General features: G+C 41.2%; 26 protein-coding genes. 15 read left to right on the top strand and 11 right to left on the bottom strand.

Annotated elements, in window-relative coordinates:
• Both QZY95_RS03345 and QZY95_RS03340 read right to left on the bottom strand, forming a co-directional pair.
• A partial coding sequence (locus tag QZY95_RS03345; protein WP_290919324.1) for a type IV secretory system conjugative DNA transfer family protein occupies positions 1-1,452 on the bottom strand: 1,452 nt, incomplete at its 3' end.
• A gap of 3 nt (positions 1,453-1,455) precedes the next feature.
• A complete protein-coding gene (locus tag QZY95_RS03340; RefSeq protein ID WP_290919322.1) occupies positions 1,456-2,193 on the bottom strand; it encodes a TrbI/VirB10 family protein in 738 nt (245 codons plus the stop codon).
• Between the two features lie 288 nt (positions 2,194-2,481).
• Here QZY95_RS03340 and QZY95_RS03335 point away from each other — a divergent pair, with 288 nt between their 5' ends.
• The 3 genes from QZY95_RS03335 to QZY95_RS03325 all read left to right on the top strand — a co-directional run bounded on the left by QZY95_RS03335 (position 2,482) and on the right by QZY95_RS03325 (position 5,186).
• Positions 2,482-3,873, top strand: a complete 1,392-nt coding sequence (locus tag QZY95_RS03335; protein WP_290919320.1) for a sigma-54 dependent transcriptional regulator — start codon at positions 2,482-2,484, stop codon at positions 3,871-3,873.
• Between the two features lie 365 nt (positions 3,874-4,238).
• Positions 4,239-4,535 carry a hypothetical protein gene (locus QZY95_RS03330; protein ID WP_290919317.1) on the top strand — a complete coding sequence of 99 codons (297 nt, stop codon included), beginning with the start codon at positions 4,239-4,241 and terminating at the stop codon, positions 4,533-4,535.
• 327 nt (positions 4,536-4,862) lie between these two features.
• Positions 4,863-5,186, top strand: coding sequence for a hypothetical protein (locus QZY95_RS03325; protein ID WP_290919315.1), 324 nt, complete (start codon positions 4,863-4,865; stop codon positions 5,184-5,186).
• A gap of 105 nt (positions 5,187-5,291) precedes the next feature.
• On the opposite strand, the gene rimK is transcribed toward QZY95_RS03325, so the two are convergent.
• Positions 5,292-6,197, bottom strand: coding sequence for a 30S ribosomal protein S6--L-glutamate ligase (rimK, locus tag QZY95_RS03320; protein WP_290919313.1), 906 nt, complete (start codon positions 6,195-6,197; stop codon positions 5,292-5,294).
• A 4-nt stretch (positions 6,198-6,201) separates the two neighbouring features.
• Positions 6,202-6,639 carry an ATP-dependent zinc protease gene (locus QZY95_RS03315; RefSeq protein ID WP_290919311.1) on the bottom strand — a complete coding sequence of 146 codons (438 nt, stop codon included), beginning with the start codon at positions 6,637-6,639 and terminating at the stop codon, positions 6,202-6,204.
• Between the two features lie 379 nt (positions 6,640-7,018).
• Between QZY95_RS03315 and QZY95_RS03310 the strand changes: the two genes are divergently transcribed.
• Genes QZY95_RS03310 through QZY95_RS03290 form a run of 5 tightly spaced genes read left to right on the top strand, consistent with a single transcriptional unit; the run spans position 7,019 to position 10,876 of the window.
• The gene (locus QZY95_RS03310; protein WP_290919309.1) at positions 7,019-7,594 is read left to right on the top strand and encodes an RNA polymerase sigma factor; all 576 of its coding nucleotides are present in this window, start codon (positions 7,019-7,021) and stop codon (positions 7,592-7,594) included.
• Positions 7,572-8,168, top strand: a complete 597-nt coding sequence (locus tag QZY95_RS03305; RefSeq protein ID WP_290919307.1) for a glycogen-binding domain-containing protein — start codon at positions 7,572-7,574, stop codon at positions 8,166-8,168. Before QZY95_RS03310 ends, QZY95_RS03305 begins: the two co-directional genes overlap by 23 nt.
• Complete coding sequence (locus QZY95_RS03300) at positions 8,158-8,970, top strand: hypothetical protein (protein WP_290919305.1); 813 nt, start codon at positions 8,158-8,160, stop codon at positions 8,968-8,970. Before QZY95_RS03305 ends, QZY95_RS03300 begins: the two co-directional genes overlap by 11 nt.
• Positions 8,971-9,012: 42 nt before the next feature.
• Entirely contained in the window at positions 9,013-9,981 is a 969-nt protein-coding gene (locus QZY95_RS03295) for a tetratricopeptide repeat protein (RefSeq protein ID WP_290919303.1), read from the top strand.
• Between the two features lie 10 nt (positions 9,982-9,991).
• Entirely contained in the window at positions 9,992-10,876 is an 885-nt protein-coding gene (locus QZY95_RS03290; protein WP_290919301.1) for a hypothetical protein, read from the top strand.
• 74 nt (positions 10,877-10,950) lie between these two features.
• Here QZY95_RS03290 and QZY95_RS03285 read toward each other — a convergent pair whose 3' ends face one another.
• The 3 genes from QZY95_RS03285 to QZY95_RS03275 are packed head-to-tail and all read right to left on the bottom strand — an operon-like array spanning position 10,951 to position 14,667.
• Positions 10,951-12,000: an ABC transporter ATP-binding protein gene (locus QZY95_RS03285; protein WP_290919299.1), complete on the bottom strand. Its 1,050-nt coding sequence runs from the start codon at positions 11,998-12,000 to the stop codon at positions 10,951-10,953.
• Positions 12,001-12,010: 10 nt separating this feature from the next.
• Entirely contained in the window at positions 12,011-13,609 is a 1,599-nt protein-coding gene (locus QZY95_RS03280) for an iron ABC transporter permease (RefSeq protein ID WP_290919297.1), read from the bottom strand.
• A 41-nt stretch (positions 13,610-13,650) separates the two neighbouring features.
• The gene (locus QZY95_RS03275) at positions 13,651-14,667 is read right to left on the bottom strand and encodes a Fe(3+) ABC transporter substrate-binding protein (RefSeq protein ID WP_290919295.1); all 1,017 of its coding nucleotides are present in this window, start codon (positions 14,665-14,667) and stop codon (positions 13,651-13,653) included.
• A 786-nt stretch (positions 14,668-15,453) separates the two neighbouring features.
• Between QZY95_RS03275 and QZY95_RS03270 the strand changes: the two genes are divergently transcribed.
• From QZY95_RS03270 to QZY95_RS03260, 3 genes are all read left to right on the top strand, one after another.
• A complete protein-coding gene (locus QZY95_RS03270; RefSeq protein ID WP_290919293.1) occupies positions 15,454-15,786 on the top strand; it encodes a multidrug efflux SMR transporter in 333 nt (110 codons plus the stop codon).
• A gap of 303 nt (positions 15,787-16,089) precedes the next feature.
• Positions 16,090-17,121, top strand: a complete 1,032-nt coding sequence (locus QZY95_RS03265; RefSeq protein ID WP_290919291.1) for an alpha/beta hydrolase — start codon at positions 16,090-16,092, stop codon at positions 17,119-17,121.
• A gap of 42 nt (positions 17,122-17,163) precedes the next feature.
• Positions 17,164-18,093, top strand: coding sequence for an AraC family transcriptional regulator (locus QZY95_RS03260; RefSeq protein WP_290919289.1), 930 nt, complete (start codon positions 17,164-17,166; stop codon positions 18,091-18,093).
• 195 nt (positions 18,094-18,288) lie between these two features.
• Here QZY95_RS03260 and QZY95_RS03255 read toward each other — a convergent pair whose 3' ends face one another.
• The 3 genes from QZY95_RS03255 to QZY95_RS03245 all read right to left on the bottom strand — a co-directional run bounded on the left by QZY95_RS03255 (position 18,289) and on the right by QZY95_RS03245 (position 20,846).
• Entirely contained in the window at positions 18,289-18,903 is a 615-nt protein-coding gene (locus QZY95_RS03255; RefSeq protein WP_290919287.1) for a hypothetical protein, read from the bottom strand.
• Positions 18,904-19,266: 363 nt separating this feature from the next.
• The gene (locus tag QZY95_RS03250) at positions 19,267-19,659 is read right to left on the bottom strand and encodes a rhodanese-related (seleno)protein (protein WP_290919285.1); all 393 of its coding nucleotides are present in this window, start codon (positions 19,657-19,659) and stop codon (positions 19,267-19,269) included.
• A 44-nt stretch (positions 19,660-19,703) separates the two neighbouring features.
• On the bottom strand, positions 19,704-20,846 hold the full coding sequence (locus tag QZY95_RS03245) for a hypothetical protein (RefSeq protein WP_290919283.1): 1,143 nt from the start codon (positions 20,844-20,846) through the stop codon (positions 19,704-19,706).
• A 319-nt stretch (positions 20,847-21,165) separates the two neighbouring features.
• Between QZY95_RS03245 and QZY95_RS03240 the strand changes: the two genes are divergently transcribed.
• The 4 genes from QZY95_RS03240 to QZY95_RS03230 all read left to right on the top strand — a co-directional run bounded on the left by QZY95_RS03240 (position 21,166) and on the right by QZY95_RS03230 (position 23,988).
• Positions 21,166-21,615 (top strand): MarR family transcriptional regulator, encoded by a 450-nt coding sequence (locus QZY95_RS03240; protein ID WP_290919281.1) that lies wholly within the window; start codon positions 21,166-21,168, stop codon positions 21,613-21,615.
• The gene (locus QZY95_RS03235; protein ID WP_290919279.1) at positions 21,602-22,753 is read left to right on the top strand and encodes an MFS transporter; all 1,152 of its coding nucleotides are present in this window, start codon (positions 21,602-21,604) and stop codon (positions 22,751-22,753) included. Before QZY95_RS03240 ends, QZY95_RS03235 begins: the two co-directional genes overlap by 14 nt.
• A 4-nt stretch (positions 22,754-22,757) precedes the next feature.
• Positions 22,758-23,063, top strand: coding sequence for a 4Fe-4S binding protein (locus QZY95_RS16615; RefSeq protein WP_365970757.1), 306 nt, complete (start codon positions 22,758-22,760; stop codon positions 23,061-23,063).
• A gap of 112 nt (positions 23,064-23,175) precedes the next feature.
• Positions 23,176-23,988: a DUF169 domain-containing protein gene (locus QZY95_RS03230; RefSeq protein ID WP_290919277.1), complete on the top strand. Its 813-nt coding sequence runs from the start codon at positions 23,176-23,178 to the stop codon at positions 23,986-23,988.
• A gap of 75 nt (positions 23,989-24,063) precedes the next feature.
• Here QZY95_RS03230 and QZY95_RS03225 read toward each other — a convergent pair whose 3' ends face one another.
• On the bottom strand, positions 24,064-24,705 hold the full coding sequence (locus tag QZY95_RS03225; RefSeq protein WP_290919275.1) for a CatB-related O-acetyltransferase: 642 nt from the start codon (positions 24,703-24,705) through the stop codon (positions 24,064-24,066).
• Positions 24,706-24,759: the final 54 nt, after the last annotated feature.

Here is a 24,759-nt window from a genome sequence, read left to right as displayed (position 1 = left end):
GTACGCTGCGTGGAGCTGCGTTAAGTCCTGCACGATGAAGTACGCTTTCAGACCGAAGCCACCCATGAATGCAAGGGAACGCTCAAAGATTTCAAGACGGCCGAGCGAGGTAAATTCATCCATCATAAGGAGCAGTTGATGCTTGTAGCCTGCAACAGAGCGTCCGTCCTCAAATTCCATGTCTTCAGTAAGACGCCGTAAGATGATGTTGAGGATAAGACGGATCAGCGGCCTCAGGCGGTCAATGTCTGATGGTCGGATGACAAGGTACAAAGACACCGGAGCCTCATAGTTCATCAGATCATCAATGCGGAAGTCACATTCAGCTGTGTTGGCCGCAACAATTGGATCTCGGTACAAAGCGAGGTTCGCAACTGCTGTTGAAACAACACCGGATAGCTCGTTGTCAGCCTTGTTAAGCATTTCGCGAGCTGAAGAAGCAATGAAGCGCTGAACACTTAATGCCTCTTCTTTGCTTGCTCCAAGTGCATTCTGCAGAAAGGTTGCGTGGTCTGCGATGAGCATTTCCTGGAAGAGTACAGCATTGTCTTTCTCCGGATCAGCGAGCATCAAGCCAAGGTCACTTAAGTTTGCGATTCGGTCTTTCTTTTGAAGTGTCACAATGAGGCAGTGCAGAATAGCGCCGCCAAGCAGTGCAAATGCTGCTTTGTTCCAATAATCTTTCAAGCCCTTGCCGTCCGGATCAACGATCATGCTGGCAATGTTCTGCGTGTCTGCGATCGCGTGTGCGGTGTGCAGGCGGATCTCTTGAAGCGGGTTAAATCGTGCACCACTGGCGGTTTTATCAGTCGGTTCGAAACGAAGAACCCTGTGCCCTTGCTTTTGTCGCCAGCCGGCAGTGAGTGCCCAGTTCTCTCCTTTGATGTCGAGAGCGATGAGACTTTCTTTCCAGCTAAGGAGTGTAGGAAGAACAAGCCCGACGCCTTTACCCGATCGAGTAGGAGCGAACACAAGGATGTGTTCTGCGCCGCTGTGCCGAAGGTAGCGAAGGTTCTCTTTATCCTGCCAACCGCCGACATACACGCCTTTGTCAGCAAAGAGTCCTGCTTTTTGAATGTCCTTTTTCTTTGCCCAGCGAGCTGAACCGTGAAGATCTTTGTAGAGGTTCGGGGTGCGCATGAAGAACTGCCAAAGGCCGAAGATAGCAAATAGCGGAACTACGAATACCAATTGTCCTGTGAGCGTCGCGTCATCTATGACTTTTGCGGCTTCCGGAAACTGCTGGCTCCAACCTAAGATTGCCCAGGGCACATACCAATTGTTGAAGATCATGCCGTTTAGAGCAGGATGGTAGTTGTAGGTGGCTGCCACCTGTTGAGTGGCAACACTGAAGGCGATTAAAGCAAGAAGAACCAAGGTCGCTGGATAGAACAGCCATAAGAATTTGTATTTTTTAACGCTGCCAAGTCCGTATTTTGGTTTGTCTGACATGGCTTATCTCCACGGTTTGTAGGGGCTGCTGAAGACGATGTCTTTTTGAACAACCATATTGAAACGGTAGCCAGGGCGAATGGTGAGAGTCGGCTGAACGTTTAAGTTCTGCTGCAACAGGCGTTGGCTTGATTTGCCAAGCTCGCTTGAAAGAGCAGAGCCTAGCTCGTCCTGAAGAGACGGTTTATCGTTTGAAGCTGTGTCACTTTTGAACGTGTCAGAGGCGTAGGCTCCGACGCCGGAGATAATGCTCATGAGTGCAGCCGTTCCGAAGGTTCGAAAGTAGTGGTTGTCAGTGTGGTCAGAAAAACCGCTGTAGCCTGCCATATCGGCACCGGTCATTGAGCCGAGCGTTATGGAAGATCCGTCTTGAAAGATGATGCGGTTCCATGCAACGAGAACGCGGGACTGGCCAGCGACTACTCTGGAGTCATAGACACCGATCATCCTGCTGCCTTGCGGGATGAGGAGATATTTTCCTGTGGCCGTGTCATAGACGTTTTGTGAGACTTGCCCGATGAGTTGCCCTGGTAAGTCTGAGTTGATCCCTGAAATCATGATGCCAGGAATGACCGCACCAGTTTTTAACTCAAATGGGCTGCCTTGCGTTCGTGCGTGTTTCAGCGTCCATTCAGAGTTTCCGGAGGAGCGCTTTGAAAGGAACGCTTCTTTATCTTTCTGATCTGCCGGATTGTATGCTCCCTCTGGGAGATCCGGCAGTGGTGGACTGCTTGGGTACACTCCCGTCTGGGTTGAGCGCGGCTGTTGGGGCGTTGTTACTCGTTGTGCTTGAGAAGGCTGCTCAATATTTCCAGAGCGGAGAGGTTTACATGATCGAGAAAGTAGATGATTTGTCTACCGTAGATTGGAGGAGCGTCGGCAGGGAAAACGAGCTTGCCGTCGACTTCAATGAGATTTCAAGACTGTTAGTGAGGTAACTTCATCTGTCTAAGATGATGATGATTTAGTGGCTCTTTTTTATTGCCAAGGAGTAGGTAACTTCGTAAATTTGAGAAATAGGAATTTAATATGTTACAATATCAAATTATTACTCCTGACGTTCAGGCTAGCGAGATGCTCAAAAATAGTATTCTCAAATTGCGTCCCCAGACAACCGTTAGTGTTTCTAGTGTCTTTGATGAAAGGGCTACTAACGGTGAAACTGATGTTTTTTTTATTGATTACGGATTGTTGCTTGGTGATAAGGTCGGGATATCTGACGGTTTAAATTATATATGGAAAAGAGCTTCTAGGGCGGATGTTGTTGTTTTAGTAAATACTTCAGAAATAAGATACGCAGTAGAAGCGATTAACGTCGGCGCGGTGGATTATCTAGCTTATCCGCTTATGCCTTCAGAAGTAACTTTAGTGTTGTCACGGCTTGACCGTGACTTGGCACGCGAGCACGAGTTAGGTTATCTGCAGGACGGTTTTTGGAATGAGCAGTCTCTCCAGATGGTAAAAACTAATAGTTGTTTGATGCGTGATGTTTTTTCAATGGTCAGACAAATGGCCACTACAAAAACAACTGTTTTGCTAAGCGGAGAAACGGGTGTTGGTAAGAGTGTTATAGCGAAACTTATTCATTCGCATAGTACACGAAAAGAAAAACCGTTTGTTAGTCTTCATTGCGGGGCTATTCCAGATTCACTGATTGAAAGTGAATTATTTGGGCATACGCGTGGCGCTTTTACCGGGGCATTAAGAGATACTGTAGGTAAATTTGGAGCAGCTGAGGGGGGAACCCTTTTTTTGGATGAGGTAGGCACAATCACCGCCTCTATGCAAATTAAGTTACTACATGCACTTCAAGAACAGACCGTGCAGCGTGTTGGTAGTGATAAGGAGCACAGGGTTGATGTGCGAGTTATTGCTGCAACAAATGATGATCTATGGGCACAGTGTGAACTTGGAAAATTTCGCAAGGACTTGTATTACCGTTTAAATGTTTTTCCAATACACATCCCTTCGCTAAGGGAACGTCGAGATGATTTAGCATCATTTGCAAAAACTTTTATTCAAAATAACAACTTAATACTTGGTAAGGAAATAGAAGGATTACATCCTAAGGTGCTAGCAGCCTTTAAAAGATATTCGTGGCCTGGAAATGTCCGAGAGTTGGAAAATGTAATTGAACGTGCTTGTATACTGGAAAAAAATACCGTTATTCGTCTAGAGAATATCCCCAATGAGATCTCAGCACTTTCCAGAGGGGCATTAGATACGCATGCCGATATATCGGTTCCTTTAGGCAAAGCACGCCAAGGTGTGGTTGATCGTTTTGAATTCGTATATCTCTCGGAGTTATTGTTGGCTAAGAATGGAAAAATTAATAAGGCGGCTGAACAGGCTGGTGTTACAACCCGTCAACTGCATAAGTTGATGTTGAAACATGGATTAAAAAAGGATGATTATCGATAGGAACTAAAAGTTCTTAATTTGTTAAAATAAGAACTTTTAGTTCTGTTTTTGGTAAAGCATATTTTCCTTTAAAAATTGAGTAACTACCTATTTAGATAGATGATTTTGTTCGAAAGTAGAACCACTCTCTCTTAGTAATAAGAACTTGTGGTTCTTTTTTTTTGTCTTTTTGATTGGTAAGTGCAGTGAAAACAAGCTGTTACGATATTGGCATTGTATATGCTTTATCGCATTGGAGAATGAAAGATCCATTACCTATCAAAGATGATGTCATCATATATGGAGGCATTGTTAAAAATGAATAAAAGCTTTGGCAACGGAAAGAGTAAATGAGGAAAACAATCTTTCTATGTATAAGCATGGTAATGGCACTGTTGGTTATTGGTGAATCAAAAGCTCAGCAATTTGATATTGTAGAACCCAATACCCTAATTGCAGGTAATATCATTATTAAAGGTGAAAAAGTATATCTCGATGACGGTGAGTATGAAATTTTACTTTTGAACGTGAACGATACTACCTTAGAGGGAATGCAAGTCGAGATTGCGGGTGATTATGCCATTGTTGACGATAAAGCAGCGTTACAGGTAACCAAAATTAACATTTATGAAGGTGGAGAGTTATCGTTAGTTATGGAAGTTGAAGCTAGCGAAAATAAATAAGCATAGATGTTTACTGTTATTTGTCTCCATTACGTTTTTATCTTTCTAGCTGTAGTTAAAAACAGGGTGCTATTGTATTATCCACGGCTAATGTGTCTGACATATCCTAGCTCATATCCTTTGGGAAGACACTAGTAGCTTCAGTAGGCTCTGGCCCCGTAGTAGAGACAATAACATTGTGCCATGTAGGATGGGAGGCCTTGGTAAGCAGCCAAGGTTTCCCTTAAAAATCAACTGTCCCAACAAGCATTATTTTATTCTATACACCATCATACAATTGAATAGTGCTTGTTCCTATCTGCTTGAAGCATTAGTTTGGAGAATGTCATGAATTGTGAGCAGAAAACTGTACAGCTTAGCGGAATATTGCAGCCTTGGATCAAATGTTGTGACGAACCTGAAGGGTTGATGTTAGTAACTACCACTAATGACGGATACATTGTTGAAGAAAATCGCAGTGGTTTGAATCTGTTTTCATATATTGGTGAGTGGCTTGATGTTTCAGGTTATATCCGTAGAGATGGTCAGATTGGCTATCTTATTATTCGTTCCGCATCTGTTGCAGAGGACGATTTATGGCAAGACGAGTGTGACGCTGACTGGATGTCTGGACGCAGAGAGCCTCGAAAAATGCGGGAGAAGGATTATTAGATTAGTGTCGCTGACATCCCATATGTATTTAAGCAGATAAGGTGTGGATAAATAAAGAGAGGAGTTTATTAAAACTCCTCTCTTTATTTTTGCTGCTTTTTGACTTTAGCCCTTACCTTTTGTTCGAGTATTTCCCGGGCAGGCGTTTTTAGCTATATGATCTATAATCATGCCCGCAATATCTTTTCCTGTGGCTCCTTCAACCCCCTCTAATCCAGGTGAAGAGTTTACCTCCATAACAACAGGGCCATGGTTTGAACGAAGTAAGTCAACTCCAGCAACACCTAGACCCATAATTTTAGCGGCTCTTACTGCGGTTGAGCGCTCTTCAGGAGTAATACGAACGACAGAAGCAGACCCACCTCGATGAAGGTTTGAGCGAAACTCTCCCTCTTTTCCTTTGCGCATCATTGAGGCAACAACTTTCCCACCTACTACGATGCACCGAATATCACTTCCTTTTGCCTCTTTAATATATTCTTGAACAATAAAGTTAGCTTTTAGACCTCGAAATGCTTCAATAACACTTTCTGCTGCTGAATGTGTTTCTGCTAAAACTACGCCGACGCCTTGTGTACCCTCTAACAGTTTAACGACTAAAGGGGCGCCTCCTACAAGTTCAATAAGATCTTGCGTATACATTGTTGAGTTTGCAAAGCCTGTAACAGGTAAGCCGATTCCTTTTCGTGCCAAAAGTTGAAGGCTACGAAGCTTATCCCTTGATCGCGTAATAGCTACAGACTCATTTACACAATATACTCCCATCATTTCGAACTGCCTAACAACCGCTGTTCCATAAAAAGTAATAGAAGCACCGATTCTTGGAATAATTGCGTCGATATCTGTTAATTCTTGTCCACGATAATAAACAGATGGGTTGTGTGCAGTAATATTCATATAGCATCGTAGGGGGTTGATTACTTCAACTTCGTGTCCACGGGCTGTGCCGGCTTCAACAAGTCTACTAGTAGAGTACAGTTCAGCCTTTCGAGAGAGAATCGCAATTTTCATGGTTTTATTCGCATTCTATGAGTGGGTGTAAAAAAGTATGTTCGGGATCAATTATTGCTAAACCTGAAAGAGCAGATCTTCCAATCAGCATTTGGCATTTCATCCCTCTTCTTCGAGTGAGCGTGACCTCTGCAATATTTTGCCAGCTCCCTATGCAAAGTTTAGTTTCGATAACGAAGCGCTCTTCAGTTTGGCCGCCCGAGTTGGTTACATTGCGGGTTTCAAGTAAAGGGGCTTCGGCTATTGCAGTCCTTTTTTCATCAGAATCAAGTGCAATACAGAACCTTATCCATTTCACACCGTCTTTGAGAAAAACTTTTTCATGGACGGTATGAAGTGAAGAAGTACGAGCTCCAGTATCCAGTTTTGCAAGGATGGCTGATGTGTTTAAGTTTGGGAGCAAAACCCACTCTTTCCATCCGAATGTATATTTGTTTAACATATCGTTATGTATGGTTATTTTTTAAAAAAAAGTAAGATTTTTTTTGAGCTAGGGAGGTTTATGCTTTTTTGAAATACATGTCTATATAAATGTGAGTGTGTACTGTTGTTTAATAGAAAAAAAGTAAAATCATAAACCGCAGCGAGTGTGCAAAGATAATTTTATGCAGGCAATGCCGTTAAAGCTATAAAGCTTGTAGTAAACTTGAGGAGAGATTTTTTATCCAAAGCTAATGAGAAAAAAGATGGAGTACTGAAAAGTATATTTATTGGTCATAATCGTATTACATTTGTAGATCATGACATGCTGATATTTTAAGGAAAATAAAAAATATAATTTTTTTGTGACCAAACTCTCTTCAACTGCGTATTAGAATATAATGCGTAGCTCAAATCACCAAAGTAACGATGCTGTTTCTGATAATGAAGTTGTTGTCTCTGTCCTTAAGGGAGACACTGAAGCATACGCGTTGCTGATTACTAAGTATCAATCAAAAATTTACAGTATATTTGTCCGCTCTATACGATCTCAGGCCGTAGCAGCTGAGCTTGCTCAAGATGTTTTTTTGAAAGCGTATGAAAACCTTGGGCAGTATGTTCATGACAAGAAGTTTTCCACATGGCTTAATGCTATCGCAATAAATACGTTACGTGACTACTGGCGTAGGGAGGGAAAGAAAAACTTTTTTACTGATGAGTTGGATATAGAGCAGGTGTTTTATGACTCCAGTGTTGAAGCATGTGTGCTTGGTCGTAGCATTATGCAAATTGTACACGAGCTTCCGGATCTTTATCGCGAAGCTCTTCTGCTGCGGTATCGAGATGACTTGCCGGTCAAAGAGGTTGCAGATTCATTGGGCATTGGAGTGAGTGCGGCAAAAATGCGTTTGAAACGGGGGATTCAGATTATTTCAAATGCAGTGGGGGTAAGGAATGAAGAACGATACAAAAATTGAACAACAACTCCGAAATATTCTTTCTGAAGAATTTATTGATATTGATCCACCCGAAAATTTTACTAAAAACATACTGGCTAAACTTCCAGAAGTAGAGTCAAGAACGTCTCATCAGAGTTTTAAGCATATCTGTGGGTGTATGTGGGATAAGATAACAAGGCCGATAACATTTTCCTTTTCACCATTGCAGCTTGCTGTAGTTCTAATGGTCTTTTGCGGTAGTGCCGTTGTTTTCGCTCCGTTAAATTTTTCAAAAGTAGCGTCTAGACCTGTAACTATGGTCAAACAACAACCAGTTCGGTTTGCATTATACGACCCAGAACAAAAGTTTTCATCAGCTGTCGTGATCGGCTCATTTAATAAATGGCAAAGCCGTGGGTTTGAAATGAGTTATGACGAGCAGCAAAAGACGTGGATTCTAGAACATGAACTTCCAGAAGGGGACTATGAGTATGTGTTCCTTGTTAATGGTGAATCGTCTATTCCAGATCCGAGAGCGCTTTTCTATGTTCAAGATAGCTTTGGTAACAAAAATTCTTTGATTCAGGTTGGCGGAGTGCGACATGACTTGTAGCTTCATCCGATTGTTAAGTTTGAAGAAGTACTCAATCTCCATTTTGTTTTTTTCGGGATTACTCGTTAGTTTTCCAGCACTCGCTTCAACAACTGATATAAGCACAAAGTCATTTTCTAAACAGGTTGAAATGGCAAACGAGGCAAAGATCAGCAAAGAGCTACTTCTTTTGATTACTCAAGATGCTCTTGAAGATAGACTTGAAAGTCAGCAGGCAAGCTGCCTGTTAGCAAAGCTTATTGCAGCCCAAAGGGAAGGGCTTCCACTCAATGTTTTTGAAGAAAAAGTGATTGAGGGGAGAGCAAAAGGTGTTTCAGCTTCCAGAATATGTAGCGCGGTAAATGCTATGCTTGTTGAGATGCAGTTTTCTAAGCAGTTGCTTCATGAGTTGACAGGTAAAGCGCCTGATAAAAGTATTATTAAAAACATGGTTGAGGTGAGTGCGCAGGGGATATCGCGAGCACAGCAAACAGCATTTGTTACCGCTTATGCTTCGCGGAGTTTGAAGAGCATTGTGGAAGGGTTAAAGCTGTATGCCTTACTAAAACAAGCCGGTGTTTCTTTTAATGAGTTACAAGGCTTTATGCGTCTTGTGATGAAGGATGATGCCACCTTGATGCGCTGGAAAGAAGTTACTCAGCTCTTTTCAATTGTTATTGCAACAGGGGTAGATCCTGATGACTTTATTACAAAAGCAAGTTCTGCTGTTGAAGCTGGAATATTACCGAATGCCTTTGCAAGGAACTTTGCCCTACAGCCTAGATCATTAGGTGTTACTGAACGGAATAGTGAAATTAATTAGGTTGATAGCCAGTTCTACTTTTAAAGAGGTTGAGAGTTTTTGATGAATGTATCGAAGTTAATGTGTCGATTGGCAGTTCTATTTTTGCTTGTTGCATCAGTTGTTGGTTGTACAGGAGTGAAAGGGCAGTACTACCTTGGTATGGAAGAATACGACCAAGGGCAGAAAAATTTTGAGCAGGCAATAGCAGAAAATCCAAATGATGCAATGGCACAGTATTATTTGGGCAGAATGTTATTAGCACAAGAAAAGCCTGAAGCTGCGTTACCGCATTTGGAAAAAGCCGTTAGCATTGACCCGAGAGATGCGGACTATCATTTTTGGCTTGGTATCAACTACTGGGCTGTCATGGACTATAAAAATGAACGCAAACAATATCTGAAAGCAGTTGAGCTAAATCCAAGAGCAACTTACGCACATTTATATTTAGGGCACAACTATCTGGATAAAAATGAGTGGAAAAAAGCATATGACCAGTATCAGATTGTGTTGAGAAAAGATGAGTATGACCCCGAAGCTCTCTATAATACTGCGATCGCTTTGCATGGAATGCAGCGCTATAAACGAGAACATAAGGCTCTTCTAAGATATTTAAAGTATTACCCTGATGGGCATACAGCTCTAAAAGCTGTCTCAAGCTTAAATGCATTAGGTGATTTTTCTTGGCGTAATTTTTATATTGGCAAGAGAAGAGTGAGCTTCATAGGAGTACAGTTTGAAAAGGATACTGCTAAGATAAAAACGGATTCTACTGCTTCTTTAAAACTTCTGGGAGCCATGTTGAAGAACTCTCCTGATCTTTCTGTGAATATCGTAGCAAATGTGAAAGGAAAGAAATCGTTGGCAAAGGCACGGGCTTTTGCAGTTAGAAATTACATTGTTAAGTACGTTCCAGATGTTGAAACGAAACAGCTTCCAATGAGTTGGTTCGGTCAGTCAGAAAAAGTCAGGTATGGAAAGAAAATAAAGTACTTGCCTGAGTCAGTACGTTTTATAACTAAGGTTAAATAGGTGTTTAAAAATGAAGATGAATAAATTGAATGCTGTTCTATGCATTTGTTGCTGTTTGTTTATTAGTTTTGTTGCTGTTGTTTCATATGCTGAAACAGGGGCTGTATCAGAGGGGAATGTAGATTCGAGTGTTTCTTCTACTCCCAGTGCAAGTTCGGAAGAAGCAGCTGATGCAGGTGAAGACACCAGCGAAGACTCGGGTACAGAGGAAGGCACAGACACCGAAACTGACCAAGCTTCTTCTTTTGCAAATCCAGCTCAAGCTGCAAAAGCAGAAGCGTTAGCAGCAGCTGTAGCAGCTAAGCCTGATGCCGAAGTGGATGCAGCTGTAGCAGCCGTCGCAGATGCTGAGGCTGATTTAGCTGCAGCTAAAGAAATTGGTGATGAAGCTGCTGTTGCTGAAGCTGAAGCAAATTTAGCTGACGCACAGGCCGCTGCTGATGCTGCAATGGCTTCTATGACGTCGGTAAGTACTGCGGATATTGCAGCCATGCGTGATGCTGAAATGGGATGGGGAGAGATAGCTCATGAGCTTGGAGTTCATCCTAGCGTGCTAGGAGCAGCCCTTGGTAAAGCAAAAGGTAAAAGTAAAATTGGGACTCATGCCAGTGCCATGGGGCGTGGTAAAAGTAAAAATATGACAACCGCGCGCAATACCAAAAAAGGATATTCAACAGCACCCGGTGCAAAGATTGGAAAATCTCATGGTAGCAAAGCCGTTGGACTCGGACAATCTAAAAAAGGCGCTCGAGGTGCCAGCTCCGGTAACTCTGGAAAGGGTGGCGGTAAGGGCGGAAATTCCGGTGGTAAAGGTAATGCTGGTGGAAACGGTAAAGGTGGAGGAAATGGAAAAGGCGGCGGCAATGGCGGCGGAAAAGGTGGCGGTAAGAAATAGTACTACATGATAAATTAATAAGGCTTATGCGAATGCCGCATAAGCCTTTTTTTATGTCTTTCTTTAAAATTGCCTTAATTTCGGAAAGATACAGCAACAATATCATGTTGCGATAAAGAAGTATTGTTGGGGACTGTGGCGGTAATTATTTCATTTGAAGGCAATCTCACTGAACAGCTGCAGATAGTTCCTTTGAATCTCACATCTTCAATAATCCCTTTGACCGCATCTTCGGTGATGTTTTCCTTTAAAGAAGACACACAGATTTTTTCAGGACGTACAAGCATTACTCCATTTTTATGAGAAGGAAAGAATGTAATACAGTCTTTATTAAAAGTTCCCAATGCCGTGTTAACCATTGTTTTTGATAGGTTACCTTTAATTAACTCACCTTCGCCAATAAAAGTTGCGACAAAAGGGGTCGTGGGTGTGTGATACACTTCTGAGGGGGTGCCCCATTGATGAAGCTTGCCTTCATTCATAATACCGATGGTGTCGGCCATAGCAAAAGCTTCACTTTGGTTGTGGGTAACCATTACAGCTGTAATTCCTTCTTTTTTTAAAATGCTCCGCATTTCTAGTGATAGACGCTCCCTAAGCGTTACATCTAAATTTGAGAAAGGTTCATCTAACAGTAGTAGTTTGGGCTTTGGTGCAAGAGCGCGTACTAAGGCAACTCTCTGTTGTTGTCCCCCAGAGAGTTGATGTGGGAATTTGTTTGCTGATTCCGTTAGACCAACAAGGGAAAGCATCTTGCTAATACGCATTTTATCGGCGTTAGAGAGGGAAGCTGAAAGAAATCTTTTTCTCTTTTGCTGTAATCCGAAAGCAATGTTGTCTTTAACTGTTAGATGCGGGAATAGCGCATAGTCTTGAAATACCATGCCTATTTTTCGTTCTTCAGATGGTGTTAATTTCTTGTCAGAAGATACCAGCATCTTGTCTATGTTCACTTCTCCAGAGTCAACTGCCTCAAACCCAGCAATAATGCGCAATAATGTAGTCTTACCGCATCCGCTTGCACCTAACAGGCACCCAATTTGTCCTTCACGTAAAGAAAGGGATACATCCGACAAGACATATTTCTTATCAAATTTTTTTTGAACGGAAGAAATTTTTAACATTTTGTGCTCACTAAACAGGATCAGTTTTTTGATTAATACATAGAACAGGTATCAAACCAACAAGGATAAGAAGAATAGCTGGGATGGCAGCGCGCTCCCATTCTCCTTCACTTGTTAGTTCGTAGATCTTCACTGCTAGCGTATCCCACCCAAATGGTCTGGTCATGAGAGTAATGGGCATTTCTTTCATCACATCAACCAGAACAAGCAGTGCTGCGGTCAGAAGTCCTGTTTTCAATTGAGGAAGGTGAACTTTGCGAAGCATTTTCCAGCCTGTCACTCCCATGAGAATTGATGCGTCATCCATAGATGGTGTTATTCGTTGCATATTACTGTGTATGGAGCCATATGCCGCAGCCATAAAGCGAATGCCGTAAGCAATGAGGAGTACGCAAATAGTTCCTTGCAGAATAGGTTGTGCAGGATGTTTTGTGAGCAACGAAGCAATATCAACGTAAAGGTTATCTAAATACGCAACAGGAGCAATGATCCCGACAGCGAGTACAGTTCCGGGAAGTGAATAGCCTAGAGTTGAAAGGGAAATGATCCATTGAGTAGCTTTGGTGTGTTGAAAACGTGCAGCATAAGCCAATGCAAGAGCGCCAATACAGGTCACAACAGCGGCAAGAATACCGAGTAACAGAGTGTTAGTGCTGAAGGTTAAATATCGGCTTGATAATTCAAGGGCTGTTGTGTCTAACGCCCAGAGGGTTAGTTGAATTACGGGGAGAACAAAGCCAATACAGAATATTATGCTGCAAAATGTGCATGCTAGGATTGCTTTGGGCTTAGCAAGTTGTATTCGATTAAAATGTGATTGCTCTTGAGTGAAGCGCATTTTCTTTCGCAAATATTGTTCGCTTGTAAGCAAGCTGAGAGCAAGAATAACGAGTATTGAGGCAAGCTGAGAGGCAGTTGAGAGTGAAAAGAAGCCATACCACGCTTTGTAGACTGCTGTTGTAAATGTATCAAAGTTAAAAACTGAAACTGCTCCGAAGTCTGCAAGTGTTTCCATAAGAACTAAGAGAATGCCCGTTGCGATCCACGGACGGCAGAGTGGCAGTGCTACAGAGAAGAAGGCTGATTGTGTTGTGCAGCCTAAAGTTCGTGCCGCTTCAAGACATCGTTGCCCTTGTGTTGTGAACCCTGCCTTTGCCATAACATAAACGTAAGGATACAAGGCGAGTGTCATTGTTAGGCAGACCGTCCATATTGATCGCACATCAAATGGTGGTATTCCAAATTTGTTGCGCAAGAAAATCTGTAGTGGGTTTGAAAAATCGAAAAGTCCCAGAAAAACGAATGCAAAGACATAGGTTGGAATTGCCATTGGTAATAGAAGGGCTGTCGAAAAGAAGCGTCGTCCCGGAAAGTTACATGCAGCTATGAGCCATCCAAGAATGATACCTAAGATTCCTGTGCCAAGTGCAACGCCTAGGCACAGAGAAAGAGTGTTTATTGTTAACGACGGCAGGGAGGTTTCAATAAGGTGCGCCCAAAGTTCACCTCGTGGCTGTAGAGCAGAAGAGAAAATGACAAGAATTGGAGTTACTGCAAGGGCTGCAACTGCCAGTGGGATTATTTTGATAAGGATTTTTCTCATAGCCATTAAGAAAAGAGCGACAGCCTAGAACTGCCGCTCTTAGTTATTTATTTATATCCAGCACGATCCATAAGTTTAATCGCGTCAGCCTGCTTTTCACCATATACTTTTACATTCATCGGGTTACCTTTAAAAGATCCCCAAGCCTTTACTTCTTCGCTTGGTGCTACGCTAGGGTTCACAGGGAATTCCTGATTAAGGGCACCAAAAGTTTCCTGTGCTTCTTCTGAAGCAAGCCATTCAAGCAGCTTGATCGCTCCAGCTTTATTTTTTGCATACTTCGTCACGCCGGCACCGGAAATGTTCATGTGAACTCCAGTAGAGTTCTGGTTAGGCCAGAATAGTTTTAATGGAAGTTCTGGAGATTCTTTCATGAGGCGACCGTAGTAGTATGTATTAACAATTGCTACGTCACCAATCCCATTTGCTATAGCTTGCATCGCTTTAGTGTCATTGGAGGTTGGATCAATTGCAAGGTTGTTTACCCAACCTTTTACAATCTCTTCTGCTTTATCCGGTCCATGCTGCTCAAGTAACGAAGCAACAAGGGACTGGTTGTAAACCTTTTTGGATGTACGCAGGGTGAGTCTTCCTTTCCATTTAGAGCTTGCAAGATCTTCATATGTGGAAAGTTCATCGGCAGAGACTTTGTTGGTGTTGTAGACAATTGTTCTGGCTCGAATTGATAAGCCAAACCATAGATTTTGAGGATCACGAAGGTTTTCTGGAACAGCAGTGGTGAGTGTTTTGGACTCAACAGGCTGGAGCAGGCCGCTTTCTGCTGCGTGCCAAAGGTTACCGGCATCAACAGTGATAAGAAGATCTGCAGGAGTATTTTTCCCTTCAGCTTTAAGGCGTTCAAGCAGCGGGTTTGCCTTAGCAGTTATGTAGGAAATTTTTACTCCAGTTTTTTTAGTGTACGCATCGAATAACGGTTTGATGAGATGTTCTTTGCGAGCAGAATATACAACAATTTCTTCTTGTTCAGTAGAATGAGCAGTGGTTGGTACTAGAAATGAAAAAGAAATGATTGCAGCTAATACGCTGTAAAATAAGCTTTTCATGTTTAATCCTTCAAATAAAAGTTTTTGATAACGACATTGATTTTCGTTATCGATCATAAAGTGTTTTGTGAGTCAAACTAAAAAATAAGAAGTGAGCATATACTTCCAAAAGATATATTTTCTGAAAAAGATTTTAATTATTAGAGAGATAAAACGGAAAAGAATAAAGCAGGTAGAAATGTGATATCTGCAATCACTTGAAAGTATAAGCGAATATTTTTTTGAATCAAAATCATTTTTTTGCTCAATTGGAAGGTGAGGTGTAAGTGTCACAACATAGGTAGAGCATGAAGGATCGCGTCAGGAACAATGAGTGGAAAGTCACGGTAAAATGAAAGACGAAATTTTATGTGGGAACTTGAATGAGTGTTTCGACAAAAGTTCAGGCAGGTAATGGTGCTGTGTTACCTATTCTAGAGTTACTAAAGAAGAATGCCATGTAACACACGCAGTAAAAAAAGTTTTTACCAAGAATCAGATAGTTATAGCGAAAAAGATGCCTTTTGCATGTATAAATATGGTGATGCGATTAAGGGGGATGCTGCTCAAGTCAAGGTGGACTGTGTCATGATTTCGTAACGGGATATATTTTTGTAAAAAAGCGTTTCACGGAGAGCGCTTACAAGTTGTAACGGTAAGTAAAGAAATAAAATTATCTTGTCTAATGTATTAGAGTTCCCCATAATCCTTTGGAAAGTTGAATGGCCATTAACTTGAGGTTAGCAGCGTACAGGTAGTTGCAAAATTTCAAGTCACCTAATGAACAGTAATGAATGAAAGATAATAATGACAGCTTACGTACATCTTACTTTGGCAATAGTGCTAGAGGTAATAGCAACTAGCGCCTTAAAGGCTTCAGACGGTTTCACAAAACTAGTGCCGAGCCTTGTTGTTATTGGTGGCTATATTGCCACTTTTTATTTTTTTTCACTTGTACTTAAAACGATGCCTGTTGGGGTGGCGTATGCCATCTGGTGTGGATTAGGTATTGTTTTGGTTACACTTACAAGCGTTATTTTATATAACCAAATTCCCGATTTTCCCGCTGTTGTCGGGATGATGTTTATCCTTTTAGGGGTATGTATAATTAACTATTTCTCTAAAACTATTGTGCATTAAACTCGATTTATTTGCCCATTTAGAGACAAAGAAGAGGCCATCCATTGTAATGGATGGCCTCTTCTTGTTTTGCAAGCTGAAATGCTTCAATAAATTGAAGTCGCCTTCAGGAAAACTATTGAGCAAAGTCGTATAGGAAGGCTTGGGGAAAGGTTCATTCAATTGTTTTAGTTAAGATCGGGTGGAGTAGTTGCTCATATGTGATTTGTGTTCGTATTCACGTGGTTTGTTTATCGCTCTTATAGCTGGCTACGCATAGAGTCGTTCTTAGATTGAAGTTAACTACATGTAAAAGGATTACAAATGAAAAAGTTAACTATACTCGCAGCCTTTGTTTTTGTTTTGGCAATAGCAGTAGGTACATATGCAGAGACAGCAAATAAGGAGTTTATGATGGAGCCATTGCAGTTGAATTCTGGAAAGAATCACATCTTTTTTCAAAGCCAAGGAGTTAAGCTTTCGGGTTTATTGTTTCTTCCTGAAGGGTTTTCGTTAGAAAAGCAATATCCGACCGTTGTTATTACACCTCCTTTTAATCAAATAAAGGAGCAAACGGGTAGTGTATACGGTACTAAACTGGCAGCTAACGGATTTATTGCATTTGCTTTTGACCATAAAGGATATGGCGAAAGTGAAGGTGAGCTGCGTTCTTATGAATATACTCCAGCTTTTTTGGAAGGGATTTCTGATGCAATTAGCTTTTTGCGGATGCATAGCTTTGTAGATCGAGAACGTTTGTACGGCCTCGGCATTTGTGCTGGTGCGACTCACATTGTTACGACAGCTTTAACGGACAAACGTTTAAAAGCGATTGCGACAGTCAGTGGTATGCTGAATAATCAAGCAAGTTTTTTTGCAACTGTAAGTCGTAAACAGGCCGTTGCAGCATTACAGGTGGCAAACGAAGCACATCAGAAGTATTATGAAACTGGCGTGCAAGAAAATGTGGATTTATTAGGTCTTGAGACAAAGCCGGCAGAAAGCGCCCTAGAAGTTAATAAAGAAGGGTATAACTTCTATATGACGAAACGGGGTGGAAAAGAGACATATCCTAATTACACTCATAAAGGACCAATGTTTGTACACGAAGACTATCCTCGTTACAATGCAGTCGCAATGGCTCCTAATTTGTATACTCCATATTTAGGAATATATGGGAGTAAAGCAATGAATAGCACTGGTCCTCTGACTGTTGTTTTTTATGAGGCTGCCAGTGAGCCGAAAGAGTTGTATGAAGTAGAAAGCGCAGGGCACGTTTCACTTTATGACATTGATAAAGATGTTGACCGAGCTATTGCAAAGATGACTAACTTCTTTTTGCAATACGGAAGGTAGAAAGATTGCCAGCCTTCACTGTGTGGAGGCTGGTACATTTGTATGGGAGAAGATATGAATGAGCATCATTTTAAAACGATCGAAGAGCTTTATCGGTATATAGGTATCCCTTCCCCCAATCACCCAATGTTTGCCATTAATCAAACGCAAACCAGCAATAGTGCTTCTAAGGATAGTTGTTTTGAGCCAGTAGCCATTACTTGCGACTTTTATACAATTTCATTGAAAAAAGTGGTAGGCGGACAGTTACTTTATGGGCAATCGAAGTACGACTGTCAAAATGGGAGTATTATTTTAACAGCTCCCGGCCAGCGGGTTGTGTTTGATAGGCTTGTTGTCAGTTCTAAAGCAACGCATATAAGTTTTGATAAAGAATTTTTGTTAGGCCATCAGCTACAACGTAGCATTAAGAAATATCACTTTTTTTCTTATTCGGTAAATGAAGCTCTTCATATCTCAGAAAAAGAAGAAAAGCTCATCGACTCAGTTCTTGAGGCAATGCTCTTAGAGTATAATGATTCGTATGATTCGCTCAGTAAAGGTATTTTATTGTCACACTTGCAAACGTTGCTTCAATATATAGAACGCTTCTATAGAAGACAGTTCCTATACAGATTGGAAATGGTAGGAGGAATGTATGATAAGTTGAACAACGTGTTAAGTAATGAATTTAGTGCTGAGCGTCTTGAGGACACGGGACTTCCCAGTGTACAAGGCATAGCAGATAGACTGGGGATTTCTTCTGGTTACCTGAGCGACTCTCTTAAGATAGAAACGGGGAAGTCGGCACTTGATCATATTCATCTCCATTTGCTTGATGTTGCAAAGGAGCTGCTCATGTCTCCTAATTTGACTGTTACGGAGATCGCGTATCGCTTGGGCTTTGAGTATCCCCAATATTTTTCACGGTTATTTAAAAAGAAGCAGGGGGTTACGCCTACTGAGTTTCGCAAGGGACATACGTTGAGATGAGATGTGTAATATTGTTTTAACAGCTATCTATCATTGAATAACTTTTTAGATAAGTCTCACGTCATATGTGGAAAGTGTTTTTCGCGTTGAGCCTGTTGTGGTAATACAATATACTCATTAGCAGGGCATATAAACGCAGGTGAATTGGTCCACAGAACGTGTCCACGTCTCAATTCATCATGATAAGCGAAAAGCTTAAACAGTAATATTAACATGCTGTCCTTTAACTGCATTTGAAGACAGAACTTTCATATCTATTTCACTAGAAGACGGACGCGTAGCTGTTGTGCGCACCTTTTTTACTACTCGCACTTCTTTAACTTGCTCTCCAGAAGTAGGGTCTGTTTTGGTTACTTCTACTTGCTCTTCAACCATCTCTTCAGAAGTTTCAGCTTGCTGATTCTCTGTGTCTTTTGTGCTGTTTGCAATAACCTCATCGGCTTTTTGAGATTTGTACTCCTTCAAAACTGCTAAGCCTTTTACTCCCTGTTTTGAGGAAACTAAGTACTTGGCTTTTGTTGGTTCAATGCCACAGCTTACTATTTCGGCTATTTTTTGGTCACGCTCATTTTTCAACGAAATAACTTCGTTTAGTAGTGCGTTTTCTCCTTGAGCCATAGCGTTTGTAAGATATACAGGGGTGACTTTTACTGTATCTGTTTGGCTAAGAATTTGTTGAGCAGCAGTATCGATAGAGGAAGTTGTAATCGTTTCACTGCTAGACTTAACTAGTTCGCCTCGTTGTGAAGCTATAGATTTCAACATGGGCTGTTGCGCCAATAAGGAATTGTTCAATAGGTTGATTCGCATGAAGCCTCCTATTGTATTTATCGGTTTGCATATGGAATTCTTAATTAAAAAATAGATAATTTTATGCTCATTTATTGTCTTAACATCCTGTTATCCATATCTAATAATTTAAAAAACGTATACTGGGACAGTTCGCTATATCAATTTTTATATTAAAATGTAGTTGGTAAGAGAATGTTGGGATGTCATGTTGAATTGCTTTATAAATAAACAAAGTTTTATCTATGCATTTTTTTTTAGGTTCAAATGTAGGTGAAAAAATATAGCGAAAGAAAGAAAAAGCGATAGTCTAAGACTATCGCTTTTTCTTCTATCTTCTAAAAAACTAGACTGCCCCTAGGGGCAAATCTGATGTTTTTAAATCTACTTTTCTTCAACTGGATATTTGTTTCTATACCAGTCTCTCCAGCCGCCAGTCAGAGCGAAAACATTTTTGTAGCCTGCATCAATTAATTTCTGCGCCTCACGGACGCTTGTATGCTCACTAGGTCAAGCACAATAGAAAACAATTTTTGCATCTTTTGCCCATCCTTTGCTTTTGGCAAAATCTACAATGTTGCCCTTAGGGTGTACGGCTCCTTGAATTTTAAATTCGCTTCCTTTCCAGTCAGATCCAGTACGCACATCAACTATGATGTATGAACTCATGTCTGCCTTTAGCGTATCTTTGTCTATCCGCTGTACATCGACGGCAAATGCCGTAGCTACAAACGCCAAGATCATTATGACCAAGGCGGCTAGTCTGATTGGCTTCATAGTAATTTCTCCATGAATTTTTTGTTTCATTGTACCAGATATTTTTAGGGTAACAACCTTCTCCTGAGGATTATGCTCAGCAACACGATAATTATGGAAACAAACGCAGCTATAAAAAGTCCTTTAAATGGATGTTCAGGGAGTTGAAGTGTTGCGTATGCAAGGTACAGACATGAGACTATGCCCGATGTTTTTAGCATATTAATGTAGAAAGAGCCTGTGTGATTGATGGCTGAGGCTGTGTTTACACCATAATAGATAAACCAAAGCGCAAAGCCTCCGGCAATGTATGATTCGGTTATGGGCTCGCCAGCATAGCCCTGAAGAAGTAGTACAGAAACGGTCAAAACAGGTATGGCCGTTGCAATCACCTGCCTTCCCAGTTCACTGTTTGGAATGAGAGTTAACGAATGCGAATTCATAAAAGTAATTAAAGGAGATTTGAGGAATTGAAGGGTAGTGTTGAAGGCAACATAACTCCCTAATATGATGATGCCTCCCATTATATAACGACCAGTTTGTCCCAGAATTTTTCTTGCACCAATCATATAAGGAACCGTTGAGTCTGCGAGTTTTTCTGTTCCTGAAACGCACAGTGCAGCGTAGGCGAATATGGACAGAAAGAAGACTGCGATACCAAGAGCAAGCACATACGACTTTGTGCTTGTTTTGTTTTTTGCAGAAGAAGTTGCAAAAAGCTCATAACCGACAAGAAGAGGAGCCATTAAGAAAAGTCCATCAGAGAAAGGTGCTGTTCCATAAGGCAGGAAGAAGTCTGGTAACGCAGCGTTTTTTGGGGATGGAGCCCAGAGCGAAGCAATGGAAAGAGTCGTGATACCTAATAGTATGGCTGTGACCACAGTGAGTTGAATTCGTTTTATGTTCTTTAAAGACAGTAGGCTGGTGAAGAATGAGCATGCTACTATAATGAAACTGAAAAGAAAGTTCGGGAACCAATACAGGAAGACTTCGTTGAATGCGTAACCGGCAATTCCCAAAATTGAGCATGAAAAGAAAACCAGTGTAAAAAAGCGCAATCCGTAGCCAAACGACTCCAACAGACCAGCATTGGAGCTTTTATCGCTGAGCTTGATAGCAGGAAGCGTCGCAAGGTGCGTTATGAAAAGTAAAGCCACGATGGCAATGTACCAGTTGGCAGCCAACCCTATGCCGCTACCTGAAATCATAAACGCTCTTGGCGAAAGTAGAAAACCAATTGCTAACAGGGCACTCGAAAGCATTTTCACCTCGCAAACGTCGCATGTTCCATAAAATAGATACCATGCGGTTAACGTTGGAATGAACAAGAGTGTAACATGAACTAAGGGGGTGAAATCAAGTTTTGAGTTGTCATTATTCTCTACGGTTTTAAAAGAATGCTTGGGATTTTGACGTAATGAGAGAGAGTTCAATTCAATGATATGGAATAGTTGTTGCCTGTAGCTGGTATATAGTTTACTAGTTGACTATATGCTAATTAACTAAAAAGGATTGGTGACAGAAAAGATGAAATACGATGTGGCAAATTCTACCGGTGTATTACTGGCAAGGGCTTCACAGCTTATGCGGTTGGGATTGAACAGAAAGTTCTCAAGTGCTGGCTGTTTGGCTACAGCTGAACAGTGGAAAGTGCTGATTGCATTATGGCAGGCGGATGGGCTTACCCAACAGGAACTGACTGAACGTGTGTTCAAAAGTAAAGCGTCAATGACGAAGCTTATTGATGGATTGGAACAACGAGAATTGGTGTTACGGAAGTCTGACCCAACAGACCGGAGGAGTAAAAGGATTTACTTATCTGTAAAAGGTATGACCGAATTAGAAAGTCTGATGGTACTGGCAAAGCAAAACCTGGTTCAGGCAGAAAAGGGGATTTCGGAGGGAGAGCTTGAGGTTTTTAAAAAAGTCTTAAAGCAAGTTATCTGTAACATGGAAGAAAATCATGATGAAAAATGAAGAAAATAAAGTTGTAGCAGCTATTTTGTCAGTGTCATTGTTGACGGTAATGGCAGGGGCTGTTGTAGCTCCAGCACTCTCCAGCCTTGCAAAAACATTTTCAGGATATTCAACCGATCTGGTTAAATTGATAGTAACTTTACCACCGTTACTCGTTATACCTACCGCATTGTTGATAGGGAAAATCGCCGATAGATTAGGGCGCCGTTTTCTACTTCTTGTTGGGTTAGCGCTATATTTTTTGGGTGGCGTTGGTGGTGCATTTTCGAATAGCTTTTATACTCTATTATTCTTTAGAGGGATATTAGGAGTTGCCGTTGGTATTGTCATGCCAATTTCAACCGGCCTTGTTTCCAATTTTTTTCATGGAATCAAAGCTCAACAAATGATGGGGCGAATTAGTGCTGCAAATCACTTTGGAGGGATGAGCGCGCAATTTATATCAGGGGCTCTTGCGTTGTTTTCATGGCGGTATTCATTCGGTGTTTATGGAATTGCCTTGATTGCATTCATGCTTGTTTTATTCTGGCTGCCTGAACCTTCAACTCAAGGGACACGAGGTCAGAAAAAGGAAGCATTACCACTCAAGACATATTTGTATGGTTTTTACATGCTGCTTTTGATGCTTGTTTTCTACACAGTTCCTTTGAATATCTCTTTATTTGTAGAAGGGACGGGGTTGGGAAGCTCAACTGCTTCTGGAGTAGCATGTGCAGTTGCAACAGGGGCGCCTTTTATTGTGGGTCTATATTATCAAGCAATACAAGATATTACAGGGCGCTATGCAGTTTTTTTAGCAATTTGTGTCATGGGGCTGGGAATGTTGATTGTAGGAGAAACGAGCAACCTGCTCATACTATTCCTAGGTACTTTTTTGGTTGGAGTAGGAGAAGGGTATTTGTTTCCTCATTTGATGGATGCCATTCGCTCAACGGTTACTCCTCGTAACAGTGTTCGGGCACTAGGGATAATGAGTAGTATGCTTTATTTAGGACAATTTTTATCTCCTATTGTCGTGGATACACTTGGAAGTATGTGTGTGTCACCTTCACTTAGACAACCCTTTTTTGTCGCGTGGGGACTTTGTGCATTTGCAGCGACTATTTCTTTTGCGCTTTTGATTAAACAACGAGCATAAAGCTATGTCGAGAACCTGTAGAAATAAACAAGGAAGAAAAAAGTACTATTTAAAAAGATGCAAAAAGCGACATGAGAATACTATAAATCATGTATTCGCCAGTAGCCAAAACATATTCACTGCAGATACGTCATCTCATAAGACCTTAGCAGTCGATCATACCCGCTGTATTCAATGTAAAATATGTCAAAAGATATGCCCGAATAATGCTATTGTATTGGAAAAAGTTGTCAGAATAGATAGCGGAAAATGTAGGCAGTGTGGTGCTTGCGTTGTAGAATGCCCAAGTAACGCAATTTATTTTATATAATATCTTTTAGTAAAGTGATAGTCTGTAATTTTAGTGTAATTTATAAGTAAGTTTTCTTAGTTACTGTTTCATAAAACTATAGAAACGTACTGTTACGATAGAGAGAAAAATCATGAAAAGTAAAATTGCATCACATTTGAATCTTCAATTTAACCCCGTTGTGTTATTGCGAAGTGACGAGCGTCCTCATGAGGCGATTCAACTTAAGGAAGGCAAATATTGTTGTGTTATGTCGATGTTTGCTCAAGTTACAGCGCATGGAAAAACAGCAGTTTTTGATCGAAAAACCTACGGATGCCCGGGGGCAGTTGCAGGTTTGGGAATGGGAACCGCGTATCCTACAGCCATGGGCGGAGCCGATATGTTTGAGGCATTCTTTTCAAAAGGTAAAGAGGCTGCAAAAGATCCTGTTGCATATCAGAATATTATTGATAACGCTCCGGCACATATGCGCTCAAAACTTACAATTGGTGAACGTTTTCACTGTACACCGGAAAAAGCTCGGAAATGGTTCAGTGAAGATTTGCCTGTGTATGATTTTTCCAATGAATATAGAATAATGAAACCATTATCTGAAGTTGAAGAATGTGAGTTGCCGGATTCAGTTGCATTTGTCGTAAACCCTCTTCAATTGTCAGCACTTATAACATTAGCTGGATCAGTTCGAGAAGGACTTATGGACATAATGGCTCCACAAGGGGCAGCATGTCAGATGATTGGAGCGTACGTATTTCAACAAGCAGAAAGAGACAGGCCAAAGCCCGTTCTTGGAATGACAGATTTGGCAGCCCGTAAGCATGTTCGAACAACTATACCAGAAGAGTATTTAACGTTTGCAATGCCATGGAATCTCTTTTTGCAATTAGAGGAAGAAGCCGTAGACGGGATCTTTGTATCACCTTTATGGTTAGACTTGCAGAAATAAAATTGTCCTGACTAGAGGTGACAAAAGGTTAGCGCTTTTCGTTCACTAAAAAAACTACATGTCCCTATAGTTTTTTTAGTGAACGTTTTTATCGTATTTGCAATGCGCGTCTTCAAGTTTATCAATATCTGCACTACAAATGAGATCTTTTAGTGCTTCAAATTTCGCTTCAGACCAATCATAAATATGTAGAGCGAGTAGACGATCAATTGTCTTTTGCGGAAAACGCAAACGGATTTGCTTTGCAGGTACTCCTCCGACAATCGTATAAGGAGGTACGTCTTTCGCCACAACGCTGTTCGCCGCCACAATCGCGCCTTCTCCTATGGTGACACCGGGCATAAGCATTGCGCGCATGCCTATCCAGCATCCATCTTGAAGCACAGTGTCCCCTTTTGATTGGTAACTTTCTTCAATTCTGTCCATAAATGGATACAGCGAAAACCAGTCATAACGATGTGTATGGTTTCCTCCCATAAGGATTACTGCCTCTGCCCCAATGCAGACATAATCTCCTATAATGAGCTTATCTATTTCCCAACGTGGTTCCCATTGACTGCTGATTTCATCTCCATGAAGCATGCGGACAACAGATTTTTCAAAACCATCATCATAGGCATCACTGTAGTAACTATGAGTGCCTTTAATTGTAATATTTTTGTTTTTTACGGTCTCATGAAGCATTTCCATTTTTGACCAGTGTTTTATTTTTTCCATTGCTACCTCAATAAATTTGAATGGTTAATCGTGTATAAATAATAGAAAGCAGTT

This window comes from Halodesulfovibrio sp. (genome assembly GCF_015482765.1).
GTDB lineage: Bacteria > Desulfobacterota > Desulfovibrionia > Desulfovibrionales > Desulfovibrionaceae > Halodesulfovibrio.
Note: the sequence above shows the minus strand (reverse complement) of the source record. Positions and strands in the feature narration are given on the sequence as shown.